Annotated in this window: 15 protein-coding genes; all 15 read left to right on the plus strand. The window is 39.3% G+C overall.

All coding sequences use genetic code 11. The features are described from left to right. Window position 1: 1 nt before the first annotated feature. The 15 genes from pilW (at window position 2) to HUS24_RS13420 (ending at window position 13,614) form a co-directional block, all read left to right on the plus strand. Window positions 2–805 (plus strand): type IV pilus biogenesis/stability protein PilW, encoded by an 804-nt coding sequence (gene pilW, locus HUS24_RS13350; protein WP_173912418.1) that lies wholly within the window; start codon window positions 2–4, stop codon window positions 803–805. Next, on the plus strand, window positions 796–1,587 hold the full coding sequence (locus HUS24_RS13355; RefSeq protein WP_173912419.1) for a RodZ domain-containing protein: 792 nt from the start codon (window positions 796–798) through the stop codon (window positions 1,585–1,587). The genes pilW and HUS24_RS13355 overlap by 10 nt, the downstream gene beginning before the upstream one ends. A gap of 22 nt (window positions 1,588–1,609) precedes the next feature. Continuing rightward, entirely contained in the window at window positions 1,610–2,731 is a 1,122-nt protein-coding gene (gene ispG, locus HUS24_RS13360) for a flavodoxin-dependent (E)-4-hydroxy-3-methylbut-2-enyl-diphosphate synthase (protein ID WP_173912420.1), read from the plus strand. 3 nt (window positions 2,732–2,734) lie between these two features. After that, on the plus strand, window positions 2,735–4,030 hold the full coding sequence (gene hisS / locus HUS24_RS13365; RefSeq protein ID WP_173912421.1) for a histidine--tRNA ligase: 1,296 nt from the start codon (window positions 2,735–2,737) through the stop codon (window positions 4,028–4,030). A 28-nt stretch (window positions 4,031–4,058) separates the two neighbouring features. Next, the gene (locus HUS24_RS13370) at window positions 4,059–4,760 is read left to right on the plus strand and encodes a tetratricopeptide repeat protein (RefSeq protein WP_173912422.1); all 702 of its coding nucleotides are present in this window, start codon (window positions 4,059–4,061) and stop codon (window positions 4,758–4,760) included. Continuing rightward, window positions 4,760–5,908 (plus strand): outer membrane protein assembly factor BamB, encoded by a 1,149-nt coding sequence (gene bamB / locus HUS24_RS13375; RefSeq protein ID WP_173912423.1) that lies wholly within the window; start codon window positions 4,760–4,762, stop codon window positions 5,906–5,908. Before HUS24_RS13370 ends, bamB begins: the two co-directional genes overlap by 1 nt. 191 nt (window positions 5,909–6,099) lie before the next feature. After that, complete coding sequence (der, locus tag HUS24_RS13380) at window positions 6,100–7,509, plus strand: ribosome biogenesis GTPase Der (protein ID WP_065994424.1); 1,410 nt, start codon at window positions 6,100–6,102, stop codon at window positions 7,507–7,509. Between the two features lie 203 nt (window positions 7,510–7,712). Then, entirely contained in the window at window positions 7,713–8,339 is a 627-nt protein-coding gene (locus HUS24_RS13385; protein WP_173912424.1) for a beta-ketoacyl synthase chain length factor, read from the plus strand. Continuing rightward, window positions 8,330–9,142: a 1-acyl-sn-glycerol-3-phosphate acyltransferase gene (locus HUS24_RS13390; RefSeq protein ID WP_173912583.1), complete on the plus strand. Its 813-nt coding sequence runs from the start codon at window positions 8,330–8,332 to the stop codon at window positions 9,140–9,142. The genes HUS24_RS13385 and HUS24_RS13390 overlap by 10 nt, the downstream gene beginning before the upstream one ends. Further along, window positions 9,126–9,386, plus strand: a complete 261-nt coding sequence (locus tag HUS24_RS13395) for a phosphopantetheine-binding protein (protein ID WP_173912425.1) — start codon at window positions 9,126–9,128, stop codon at window positions 9,384–9,386. Before HUS24_RS13390 ends, HUS24_RS13395 begins: the two co-directional genes overlap by 17 nt. Before the next feature lie 9 nt (window positions 9,387–9,395). After that, window positions 9,396–9,644, plus strand: a complete 249-nt coding sequence (locus tag HUS24_RS13400) for an acyl carrier protein (protein ID WP_173912426.1) — start codon at window positions 9,396–9,398, stop codon at window positions 9,642–9,644. Then, window positions 9,641–10,222: a septation protein IspZ gene (locus HUS24_RS13405; protein WP_173912427.1), complete on the plus strand. Its 582-nt coding sequence runs from the start codon at window positions 9,641–9,643 to the stop codon at window positions 10,220–10,222. Before HUS24_RS13400 ends, HUS24_RS13405 begins: the two co-directional genes overlap by 4 nt. Window positions 10,223–10,228: 6 nt before the next feature. After that, window positions 10,229–11,953: an AMP-binding protein gene (locus HUS24_RS13410; protein WP_173912428.1), complete on the plus strand. Its 1,725-nt coding sequence runs from the start codon at window positions 10,229–10,231 to the stop codon at window positions 11,951–11,953. Further along, window positions 11,946–12,695 (plus strand): glycosyltransferase family 2 protein, encoded by a 750-nt coding sequence (locus tag HUS24_RS13415; protein ID WP_173912429.1) that lies wholly within the window; start codon window positions 11,946–11,948, stop codon window positions 12,693–12,695. Before HUS24_RS13410 ends, HUS24_RS13415 begins: the two co-directional genes overlap by 8 nt. Continuing rightward, window positions 12,688–13,614, plus strand: coding sequence for an acyltransferase (locus HUS24_RS13420; protein ID WP_173912430.1), 927 nt, complete (start codon window positions 12,688–12,690; stop codon window positions 13,612–13,614). Before HUS24_RS13415 ends, HUS24_RS13420 begins: the two co-directional genes overlap by 8 nt. Window positions 13,615–13,618: the final 4 nt, after the last annotated feature.

Raw genomic sequence — 13,618 nt, forward strand, 5'->3', positions numbered from 1 at the left:
AATGTACCAAAAAACAGTCGCAATTGCAGCGATCTGTTGCGCTGCGTTGTTGACACAAGCATGTCAAACGACACAAACTGGATCAGTTTTGAAAAAAGATCCTGAAAAAGCAGTGAAAGTACGAACTCAATTGGCTGCTGAATATATTAGAACCAATGATTTAGATGCGGCAAAACGCTCGCTAGATCAAGCCTTAGAAATAGACTCTGGTGACTCCACTGCAAATATGATGATGGGGGTTTTACTGCAACAAGAAGGCAGTAAAATCAGCATGGATAAAGCAGATGGATATTTTAAACGTGCTATTTCTCGTGATCCAGACAATGCTCAAGCCCGTAATAATTATGGGACTTACTTATATTTATCGAAACGTTATAATGATGCCATTGAACAATTCAAGATTGCAGGTGCAAGTTTAGGCTATGACCAACGCTATAAAGCTTTGGAAAATCTTGGTAGAGTTTATTTGTTGACTGGGGATAGTGAAAATGCCGAAAAAACATTCAAGCAAGCCCTCCAAGTCAATCGAGATTCGGTTATATCTTTAATCGAGTTGTCAGAACTATTATATTTAAAACAACAAAATGCTCTAGCAAGTCAGTTGTATGAGCAGTTTGTTCGTTTAGTGGGTCAAAAAAATCAAGATCCAAGAGCGCTTTGGATCGGAATTCGTATCGCAAGAGCGAATGGCGATCAGATGGGATCGCAGGTATTGGTTAATCAATTACGTGCATTATTCCCTGAAAGTCAACAATATCAACGTTATTTGCAATTACAGTACAGTACTGAGGCCGTATGGAAGTAAATCCTAATTCACAGCAACCTACTGGTTCAAACGTAGCACCTAATGGTTTAGGAAATGTTCAGCGTCCGGGCGAGTACTTACGTCAAGTGCGTGTTTCACAACATCGTGATATTAAAGTCGCTGCTACGGACTTAAATATGCCTTTAAAAACTTTGGAAGCTTTAGAAAAAGATGATTATAAATCTTTACCTGAAGCGACCTTTATTAAAGGCTATTATCGTTCCTATGCAAAATATTTGAATGTAGATGCAACTGCAATCATTCAACGTTTTGATGATATTTATCAAAATGATACAGGTTTGTTACCAAATCACGCTTTAAATAATTCACCCATTAAAATTATGGGTAAACTGCCTGGCTCAAACAGCGATCGTAATAAAAAATGGCTGAAACGGGCTTTGATTGCGCTGATTGCATTGGCAGTGATTTGGGCGGTGGTTGCTGGTATTCAAAAATGGTCAGCAAGTAAAAATGATGATGTTGATGCTAAACCACAACAATCAGGGGTTGAAGTATTGTCATTGAACAATGCGGCTGGCACAACGACAGGTGACCAAATGGTGTTAAACTTTAGTCATCCAACTTCTGTAAATATTGTGGACAGTACAGGCAAAGTATTGGCAACAGGTCGTCAATCGTCAACTTTGACTTTGACAGGTGAGTCTCCATTCCAGATTCGACTTGATGATGCCTCTGCAGTGTCATTAAGCCTTAATAATGAACAGATTTCATTGTCTCCATATACTGTGAACGGAAAAGCAGAATTCCGTTTATCTCGTTAATCACATTGAGTCGAGCGGTACAATGATTGAAAATCCGATTAAACGTCGTCCAACCCGAAAAATTCGTGTCGGTTCGGTGTATGTGGGTGGCGATGCTCCCATCAGCATCCAAAGTATGACTAACACAGAAACTTGTGATGTCGAAGCAACTGTTGCGCAGATTCAACGCTGTGTCGATGTAGGTGCGGACATTATGCGTGTATCTGTGCCAAGCATGGAAGCAGCCCAAGCTTTTGGTGAAATCCGTAAACGTGTTTCTGTGCCTTTGGTTGCAGATATTCACTTTGATTATAAAATTGCTTTGGCTGTGGCTGACTTTGGTGCAGATTGTTTACGTATTAATCCAGGGAATATTGGCTCGGAAGCGAAAATCCGTGAAGTGGTTGCTGCAGCAAAACATCATGATATTTCGATGCGAATTGGGGTAAATGCAGGTTCGCTAGAAAAAGATATTCAAAAAAAATATGGCGAGCCTACAGGTGCGGCATTACTAGAATCAGCGATGCGTCATATTGATATTTTAGATCGTTTAGATTTCCAAGAATTTAAAGTATCGGTCAAAGCATCGAATGTATTTTTAACCATGGATGCTTATCGCTTACTCTCTAAGCAAATCGACAATCCATTGCATTTGGGTGTAACAGAAGCAGGTGTGTACCGCACAGGTTCTGTTAAATCAGCGATTGCTTTAGGTGGTTTGTTGATGGAAGGCATTGGCGATACCATGCGCATTTCTTTGGCAGCAGAGCCTGAGGAAGAAATTAAAATCGGTTTTGATATTTTAAAATCATTGAGCTTGCGTTCTAATGGCATTAATTTTATCGCTTGCCCAAGTTGTTCACGTCAAGAATTTAACGTGATCAAAGTGATGCAAACTTTAGAAGAGCGTTTAGAAGATGTGCGTACACCGATGGATGTGTCCGTGATCGGCTGTAAAGTCAATGGGCCAGGTGAAGCCAAAGAGGCTGACATCGGTGTGGTCGGTGCTGCACCACGTTCACTGGTCTATCGTAATGGTGAAAAAAGCCATTTGATTGATACAAATCAATTGGTTGATGAAATCGAAGCAATGGTTCGTCAACGTGTTACAGAGCTTGAAGAAGCTAAAGCTAAAGAGATTATCCGCACAAGTTTTTCTGAGTAAGTCATGAGTTCAATTGTCGCAATTAAAGGTTTTAACGATATTCTTCCAACGCAAACACCTGCGTGGAGACGTTTAGAGCAGCATCTAGCATCATTGATGGATGTGTATGGTTATCAACAAATTCGTTTGCCGATGGTTGAGCAAACCAATTTGTTTAAACGTTCTATTGGTGATGCAACGGATATCGTTGAAAAAGAAATGTACACATTTTTAGACAAAGGTAATCCGCCTGAGTCTTTGACTTTGCGTCCTGAAGGAACAGCAGGGTGTGTGCGTGCCATGCTTGAACATAACTTACTTCGTGGTGCAAATCCACGTGTTTGGTATGTGGGACCGATGTTCCGTTATGAAAAACCACAAAAAGGGCGTTATCGTCAGTTTCATCAGTTTGGTGTGGAAACTTTTGGAGTTGCAACACCTGACCAAGATGCAGAATTGATTTTGATGACTGCACGTTTGTGGAAACGTATGGGTGTCGCAGATAAAGTGCGTTTAGAGTTAAATACTTTAGGCGAGTCCGATGAACGTGCTGAATATCGTGCGGCATTGGTTGAGTTTTTAAATGCGCATAAAGCAGAATTGGACGAAGATTCTCAGCGCCGTTTAAGTACTAATCCACTGCGTATTTTAGATTCTAAAGATGCGCGTACTCAAGAAATCTTGGAAAATGCACCTAAGCTACATGACTTCATGGGTGAGAATACCATGCAGCATTTTGCACAGTTGCAGCAATATTTAACTGATGCTGGTATAGAATTTGTAATCAATCAAAAATTGGTACGTGGTTTAGATTATTACAATAAAACTGTTTTTGAATGGACAACTACACATTTGGGTTCACAAGGTACAGTATGTGCAGGTGGTCGTTATGATGGTTTAGTCGGGCAGTTAAAAGGTAAACCAGAGCAATCTGTACCAGCTGTTGGTTTTGCGATGGGGATGGAGCGTTTATTATTGCTTCTTGAGCAAGTTGAAGATAATACGCCAGTCCGTGAGTGTGAATTGTTCTTGGTGTCTGATCCAGCAACACAGGGCAAAGCTTTAGTTTTAGCAGAGCAAATTCGTGATCAGCTTGAAACAGCAAATAGTGCTATTCGCTTAAAAACAGGCTCACAAGGTTCAATGAAAAGCCAAATGAAAAAGGCAGACCAGTCGGGTGCAGTATATGCCTTGATTTATGGTGAACGTGAACAGGCAGCACAACAGGTCTTAGTCAAAGAGCTTGCAACAGCAGAACAACATGAAGTCACAGTCGCTGACTTAGTGGCATTTTCTATAGAAAAACTTTCTTCAAAATAACTGAAAACATGAGTAAAAGGGCAATCACATGAGCGCAATGACTGACGAAGAACAACTAGATAGTTTAAAGTCATTTTTTAAAAAATATGGCTCAGCTATGGTGAGCGGCGTTCTCATTGCGTTGATTGCCTTTTTTGGTTGGGAATATTGGCAAAAGAACAATCTAGCGAATGCGCAAAATCAAACTGCTAAAGTGCAGCAATTACTTGATCAAGCACAAGCGGCTCAAGGTGATGCAAAAGCAACGGCTGCTCTAGCAACGTCTGCAGATAAATTGGTGAAAGAAAATCCAGATTCGATTCAAGCGATTCAAACTCAATTTGCCATGGCGAAATTGGCATATGAGCAAGCAGACTATGCCAAAGCTGAGCGTGAACTAAAAAAAGTTGAAAATTCTAAAATCGATGATAAAGGGATTTTACAAGCGGTTAAAATCCGTTTAGCAGATGCACAATTTGCACAAAAGAAATATGATGAAGCGCTAAAAACATTGTCAGCAGTGAATGAGCCGACTTTCAAAGCGACTGCAGAAGAAATGAAAGGCGACATTTATGTGGTAAAAAATGATGTTGCAAATGCGAAAAAATCATATCAAGCTGCATGGGATGCGTTATTGGAACGTAAACAAGAGCGTCAAATTTTACAAATTAAACTCGAAAGTGTCGGCGTATTAGTAGATGATCCTGATTTTGAACGCCCAATTTTAGAAACACAAGTGGAAGAGTCTTAATGGATAGAAAATATAAAATACCTTTTGCTTTGGCAATATTATCAGCAGCACTTATTGGCTGTTCAAGCAATAAAGTCAAAGAGGAAAAAGTTAAACCAAATCCATTGCCAAAAATTGCACAGGCAACAGGACTCACGCAAGTATTTTCACAAAGTGTTTCTTCAACAGATAAAGAAGATCCATTACGTTTAAGACTTGATGCAGACAATGGCACGATTTTCTTGCTCGATCCGAATGGAAAAGTTGAAGCCTATCAGGGAAAACAACGTCTTTGGTCGAAAAAAGTCACTAAAAATGGCTTAAGTTCAGGTGTTGAAGCAGCACAAGGTTTAGTGATTGTTGGAAATACCAAAGGTCAATTGTTTGCTTTAGATCAAGCAACAGGCGAGCAAAAATGGGTTGCACAACTTTCAGGTGCGATCATTAGTCCAGCACATATCCAAACGGGTCGTGTGATCGTGGTAGCGAATGATGGTACGGTATATGCTTTTGATCAAGAAACAGGTCAACAAGCGTGGACATATAAACTTTCAAATGCTTCATTTAGCTTACGTGGACAAGCTGCACCAGTAGAGCTTGATCCAAGAACAATCGCAGTAGCGACTTCAACAGGGTATGTGTATGCTATTGATAGTTTATCTGGCATGCCGCGTATGCAACGTCGTGTTGCGGTGACAGAAGGGCGTTCAGATATTCAACGTTTAATCGATGTCGATGGCGAGCCTGTGGTGGTGGGTCAGTATGTTGTGACCAATAGCTATCAAGGTCAAGTGACAGTACTCGACTTAGCTTCACAACGTGTGATTTGGAGTGTTGATGCAGGCAGTGCAACACGTCCAGAAGTTTATGACAATAAAGTATTTGTGGCGCAAAGCAATGGTAAAGTTGCTGCACTGGATTTGTCCTCAGGTCAAGTGATTTGGTCAAATGATCAATTGTTAAATCGTCAACTAAGTAATGCGGTGATGTTAGGTCAATATTTGGTTGTTGGAGATTTGGATGGTGTGTTACATCTGATTGATCCAAACTCAGGTACGATCGTTGGTCGCTCAAAAACCAGTGGTGAAGTGCGTACTTTACGTGTGATTGATAACCAACTCTATGTTGCAACACGCACAGGTAAATTAACTGTTTGGCAGAACCGTTAATTTTTTTAACGCTTGTGTTAAACTAGTGCCTATATATTTTTAAAGACTCGGGGTGATTGAATTTCAATACCCCGAGTTCTTTGTTTTAATGAATTTGATCGAAAGGTCTTGAAGCATTTGCTTCTACATTCTTCCTCGCTCTCTGATGTTCAGACCAGTCCAACTGGCTGATCTTGAATTAAGGTTAATCTATGAAACCCGTAATTGCGCTCATTGGACGTCCGAACGTCGGAAAATCAACATTATTTAACCAGATTACCAAGAGTCGTGATGCATTGGTCGCAGACTTTGCTGGTCTGACACGTGACCGTAAATATGGTGATGCAGTTTACCAAAATAAATCTTTCATCGTGGTAGATACTGGTGGTATTGGTGAAAGTGAAGGTGGTATCGACTCTTATATGGCAGAACAGTCGAAAACTGCCATTAATGAAGCCGACATTATCATTTTTGTGGTGGATGCTCGTGCAGGATTGTTGGCATCTGATGAGCAAATCGCACGTGAATTACGCACATTAGGTAAAAAAGTATTTTTAGTTGCTAATAAAGTAGATGGTGTACATGCTGAAGCTGCTTTGGTTGAATTTTTCAAACTCGGTATGGGTGAACCCTTACAAGTTGCTGCCAGCCATGGTCGTGGTGTGCAACAAATGCTTGAAGATGTGCTCGAAGATATTCCTGAAGATGAAAGTGAAGAAGAGCACGATAAAGCGACAGGTTTACGTTTGGCAATTATTGGTCGTCCAAATGTCGGTAAATCAACTTTAGTCAACCGTTTGCTGGGCGAAGAACGTGTGGTTGCTTTTGACCAACCAGGTACAACGCGTGACTCGATTTATATTCCTTTTGAGCGTGATGGTCGTCAATATACATTGATCGATACCGCAGGGGTGCGTCGTAAAGGCAAAGTGGATGAAATGATTGAGAAATTCTCAGTCGTGAAAACTTTGCAAGCGATGAAAGATGCACATGTAGTGGTGATTGTAGTCGATGCACGTGAAGGGATTGTTGAACAAGATTTACATTTGATCGGTTACGCACTTGAAGCAGGGCGTGCCATGGTGATTGCCATTAACAAATGGGACAACATGACTGAATATGATCGTAAACAATGTAAGCTCGATGTCGAGCGTCGTTTTGATTTTATTCCTTGGGCAAAAATTCATTTAATTTCAGCATTACATGGTACAGGGGTAGGGGATTTATATCCTTCGATTCATCGTGCTTATGATTCTTCACATTTAAAAGTATCACCTGCAAAACTCACTCAAATTTTGAATGATGCGACAGATGCACATCAACCGCCAATGTTTAGTGGTAAACGCATCAAAATGCGTTATGCCCATATGGGTGGACAAAATCCACCAACAATTGTGATTCACGGCAATAAAGTAGATAAAACGCCTGCGGATTATCGTCGTTATTTGGAAAATGTCTTCCGTAAAGTATATAAACTTGAAGGAACGCCTGTACGAATTGATTTTAAAACGTCAGAAAACCCATTTGAAGGACGTAAATCACAAATAGATGAGCGAACTGCGGCACGTCGTCGTCGTTATATTCAGAAGTTTAAAAAAGCTGAAAAGAAATTTAAACGTTAATTTTCATTGTGTTATAGATTTAAAATAAAAACACTCAAAGTGAAATTTGGGTGTTTTTGTTATCTGATTAAAAAATTTTCTAAAAATACAAAAAACAAATTGATTCCTTATGAATATTTTTACTACGCAGTGATATAATCGGCACGCAATTTTGGGGTTGCGGCAAAAAATAGCATAGCGATGTGGTAGGTAGATGACTCAATATGATTCACTTAAATATCTCACAACTTAAATACAGTTGTGCGGGAGAGGGTTTTCCTGCGCTTGCGCATATTCCTGCCATGCAGCGTCGACGTTTATCTTCTATTGCCAAGTTAGCTTTAAATAGTGCGATTGAATGCTTAAATCAAGGTCAGGTCGATTATATTGTTTGGGCATCGCAATATGGCGACGAACATAAAACCTATAAAATTTTAGAAGATGTACTACAAGATATAACACCTTCACCAACGCAATTTTCAACCTCTGTTCATAATGCGATTGCAGGTTTGTATTCAATCTTGTGTCAAGATGCAACACCTTCAACAAGTTTATGCGCGAGTTGGTCGGAAGCTGTGATTGAGGCTTATGCGTATTTAAAAACAGTATGCCCGCAAGGGCGTGCGATGGTGGTGTATTACGATGAAGCTTTGCCTGAAGTGTATAGCGAACATCAAGATTTTGAAGGTTTTGCATTGGCTGCGCTGGTTGATTTATCAAGTTCAAGTTTGCGGTTGAATGAGCAAGGTTTGCTAGAGATTGAGCCAAAGTATTTAGAGGCAAAATGTTTTTATAATTTTTGGACACAGCCCTCACAGCAAAATTATGCTGCATGGTCAAGATACTCATGATGAAAAAAATTCGAAAAAAAATAAACCATGTGTGGCGTGTAGGTGCAACGGGTTTTAGTTTTGCAAGTTTTGGTTTAGGAGGCGTTGCGATCGGTGGCATTATTGCGCCTTTAGTGAATCTAAGCAGTACAGATCCAAAAACCAGACAAGAGCGTGCACAACAAGTCATCCGCTACAGTTTCAAAGGTTTTACTGAAATGATGGTCAAGTTGGGCATCATGACCTATAAGATCGAAGGCTTGGAAAAATTACAGCAAAGTCGACAAGAACTTGTGATTGCTAATCATCCAACTTTAGTAGATGTCGTGGTCTTGATCGGTCTAATGGAAAAAGCCAACTGTGTAGTCAAAGAAGCCTTGTGGTCAAATCCATTTACTAAAGGGCCGGTGCGTTCAGCAGGATATATTTTAAATGCGGGTTCAGAGCAATTTATTCAGGATTGTGTAGCACGATTACAAGAAGACCAAGCGGCATCGTTACTGATTTTCCCTGAAGGTACACGTACTGCCAAAGGCGAGATTTTAAATGAGTTTCAGCGGGGTGCTGCCAATATTGCTTTACGTGCTCATGTCCCGATTCGTCCGATTCTTATTCGGTGTACGCCATCGACATTAACTAAAAATGAAAAATGGTATCATGTTCCATCTGAGCCATTTCATATCCAAATTAAGGTTTTGGATGCCATACAGATTGATGAAGTTCTCGCAGATACTCAGGTTTCTCCAAAGCAAGTTCGTCAATTAAATCAGAAACTTCAACAATTTTTTAATCAAGAGTTATCTAACAATGAGCAATCTTGCTGATGAATTAAAACAAATGATTATTGATGTACTTGCACTCGAGGACATCAGCATAGATGATATCGACACTGAAGCACCTTTATTTGGGGATGGTTTAGGTTTAGATTCGATTGACGCATTAGAATTAGGTTTGGCGTTGAAAAAGCGTTATAACATCCATCTTAATGCTGAGTCTGCAGATACCAAGCAGCACTTTAAATCAATTCAAAGTTTAGCTGCTTTGGTCGAAAGCCAACAACAAGCATAAGAGGTTAAGATGTTAACGCAAGCGCAAATTTTAGAAAAACTTCGTGAGTGGATGAACGATTTATTTGAAATTGAGCCTGAAGATATTCAGCTTGATTCAAATTTATATTCAGACCTTGATGTCGATAGTATTGATGCGATTGATTTGGTTGTGAAAATTAAAGAATTAACAGGTAAACAAGTACAACCTGAAGATTTTAAAAATGTCCGTACTGTACAAGATGTGGTGACGGTCATTCAAAATATGTCGGCTGAATGAAATCGGTTGTAAAAGGGATCGTCATTATTTTAATGATTTTGTATCCCTTTTTAGTCGGTTGGGGATTATCTCAAGGACACTTTCTTTGGGTGAGTGTGATTTTAATTGTACTGGGTGTGGTGCGATTATTGAGCAAAGGTAATCCCTTGCTGCTACCTCTGACTTGGTTTGCAATTTTGTGTGGTGGTTTAAGTTTGCTCTTAAAAGATCATGCTTGGTTGAAGATGTATCCTGTGTTTATGAGTGTTGGTGCAGGCATTATTTTCGCAACAACTTTGATCAAACCGCCGTCTATGATTGAGCGTTTTGCACGTTTGGTCGAACCTGATTTACCTGAATCTGGTGTGATTTGGACGAGGAAGGTCACTATCGTATGGTGTGTGTTTTTTGTACTGAATGCGACAATTGCTTTATATACTGTGATCTTTGCACCCATGAAAGTTTGGGTGATTTATAATGGTTTTATTTCCTATATTTTGATGGGAATTTTATTTTTAGGCGAATTTATTTTACGTAAACGCCAGCAACGTTTAAATCAGCAAGTTTTGGTTGAGTTAGACGATCAAAATAAAGAGTGATATCAAATGTTGTGTCATTTTCAAACGCATATCCAATCGTCAAAAACACTTTGTATTCGAGAAGATTTGCATCAAATTCGTTTTATCGATTTTTGGCAGGATGTTTGTCAGCAAGCCAATGCTATGCAATGTTTGGATGCTGAACAATATGCACTTTGGGAAAATGACAGTTATCAATTTCTAGTTTTATTCTTTGCTGCTCTAATCGCTAAAAAACAGCTTGTGCTTGCACCAAACCGAGTCAAAGATTTAGAAGTTGAATTGGCAGAACAAGGTATTTATTTTTTAAGTCGTCAGCCAATTTCGAAACATTCACAAAATTTAAAAAATAACTTTGCTGTGAGTCAGTTGAGTTTTGATGATCATTTTCTGAAAAAAGCACAAGTCTATTTCTATACTTCAGGTTCGACTGGACAGCCGAAAAAAATTCCAAGAACTTTGCGTCAGTTACTTAATGAAGTACAAGGTTTGGATGAAAGCTTTGATTTAGATAAAGCCTGTATTGCCATTGCGACAGTCAGTCATCAACATATTTATGGTTTATTGTTTAAATTATTGTTGCCTTTGGCGAGTGGACGCAGTTTTTATGCTACGCAATTGGCATTTCCAGAAGATGTGGTTGCGGCACAGCAGAAATTAAAAGTATTTAATCAACACAACTATGTCATTTCTAGCCCAGCTTTACTGAAACGTTGGACGAAGGATGTCGTGTTGCAAGATTGTCAATATGTCTATTCTTCAGGCGGAAAGTTAGAGTCTGGTATTCGTCCCTATTTAAATCGACCTATTATTGAAGTGCTAGGAAGTTCAGAAACGGGTGGGATCGCACATCGACAACAGGATGATGCACTGTGGATGCCTTTTGCTAATGTTGAAATTTATGTGACTGAACAACATGAATTAGGGGTTAAAACCAATCATGCATTTACGGAAGATTGGATTTTAACTGGTGATCGTGCAAAAGTGCTGGATGCAACACATACAAAATCAGCTTTTCAATTATTAGGTCGCTTAGATCGTATCGTAAAATTAGAAGAAAAACGTTTAAGTCTAGATGCGATAGAACAGAAGATTTTAACTTTAGATGATATTACAGAATGCCACGTACTTTTGACTGAAAAAGAACATCGGCAGATTTTAGTTTGTGTGGCAGTTTTAACAGAGCATGCACGGCAAGTTTTGCTTCAAGAACATAAAGCTAAATTTGTGACGCAGTTAAAACAACAACTTACTGATAAATTGGAAAGTATCGCAATACCAAGACAATGGCGTTTCCTGTCACAGTTACCACGAAATAGCCAGTCAAAGTTGAATAAACAAATGATGCAAGCTTTGTTTCAACCGCAATTTTCCCCTGTGGTTTTACAACAACAGCAACATGCGGAGCATGTTGAATTTCAGTTAGAGTTTCCTCCTGAACTTGAGTGTTTTAAAGGGCATTTCCCTGATTATCCGATCTATCCTGGGGTGGGGCAGATTGCTTTCATTCAACAGTTTGCGAAACAAATTTGGACAGATTTGGCATGGTGTAATGGTTATGAACAACTGAAATTTCAAGATTTGATTAAACCATTTGCAATCGTTGAGTTAACTTTAGTCCGAAAACAGCATAAGATTCATTTTGAAATGCGTTCAGCCGAACAGTTGTTAGCTTCAGGGCGTTTGTTGTTCATATTGCAAAATGCACAAGATGCTCTAGGGACAAAAACAACAGGAGTTGAACATGTCTAACTATGGATTTGTCATTCCTGTTTATAATCATCCACATTATATTCAGGCTTTGCTTGAACATTTAAATCAATTTGCCTTGCCTATTATTCTAGTCAATGATGGCAGTGATGAAGCATGTAGTCAGCTATTAAGAACATTAGCGACTACATTTAAACATGTTGTATTGGTGGAACACGTACTAAATCAAGGCAAAGGTCAGGCAGTTATTACAGGTCTAAACAAAGCATTTGAGCTTGGTTTGAGTCATGCTTTACAAATTGATGCAGATGGTCAGCATGATTGGGCTGATGTCGCAAAGTTTTTAGAAATCTCTCAACAGCATCCGCAAGCCATGGTAATTGGTCAGCCTATTTTTGATGAGTCTGTCCCGAAAGGGCGATTATATGGACGTTATGCTACGCATGTTTGGGTGTGGATCAACAGTTTATCTTTTGAAATTAAAGACAGCATGTGTGGTTTCCGTGTTTATCCATTGGCACAAACGATTCATATTTTAAATATAGCAAAGTTTCAACCCCGTATGGGTTTTGATAGTGAGATTTTGGTGCGTTTAAAATGGGAAAATGTCCCTTTTATCAATGTCCCGACCAAAGTGATTTACCCTGAGCAAGGTATTTCACATTTTCATGTGTGGCGTGACAATTTAGGGATGAGCAAGGCACATTCACGTTTATTGGCAGGCATGTTATTACGTTTGCCAAAATTATTAAAAAATAAATTTACAGGTTCAACGGATGTCTGAATCTGCTCGTCCACAATGGAATCAACTCAAAGAAAAGGGCGGCATGTTGCCACTGACTTTGATGTTATGGTTTTATCGCATTGGTGGGCGAGTGTTATGTCGTATCGTATTGTATTTTGTGATCATGTGGTATTGGCTATTTTCTAATCTTGCCAAACAAGCTTCTTTAGAATATCTCAATAAATTACATCAGTTTGCAGGTGAACGTTCACCATTTTTGCAAGCACCAACATTTGCAAATACTTATACCCATCTTATGCAGTTTGGTGAATGTATTTTAGATAAAATTGAAGGGTGGTTGGGGGCAATCCCTGAGCAAAAGCTAAATTTGCATGGGCATGAGCATTTTCGAGCACATTATCAAAAAGGTGCGCTCATTATGGTGTCACATTTTGGCAATATTGAGTTATTACGCGCGATCAAATCCGAACATCCGCAAAAAATTAATGTTTTGGTTTATCAAAAACATGCCACTAAATTTAATGAGTTTTTAAAGAAAATTAATGATAAAGCAGATATTCACTTGATCTCAGTTGATGAGTTAGGGATTGAAACTGCCATGTTACTACAAGATAAATTAGATCAAGGTGAATGGGTGATCTTAGCGGCAGACCGTGTGCCAGTGCAGTCACAACGTGTACAAACTGTCCGTTTTTTAGGTGAGGATGCGCAGTGGCCACAAGGTGCTTGGATTTTGGCGAGTTTACTCAAAGTTCCTTTATTGGCAGTGTTTTGTTATCGGCAACGAGATCAGTTCGATGTACATATTCATATGTTGGCTGACAAAGTCGACTTACCACGAGCAAATCGTTTAGCTGCTATGCAAGTGATTACCCGTCAATATGTTGCTTTACTCGAACAGCATTGCATACGTGCACCTTATCAATGGTTTAATTTTTATCACTTTTGGAATAAATAATTGG

Source organism: Acinetobacter sp. Marseille-Q1618, assembly GCF_902809855.1.
GTDB lineage: Bacteria > Pseudomonadota > Gammaproteobacteria > Pseudomonadales > Moraxellaceae > Acinetobacter.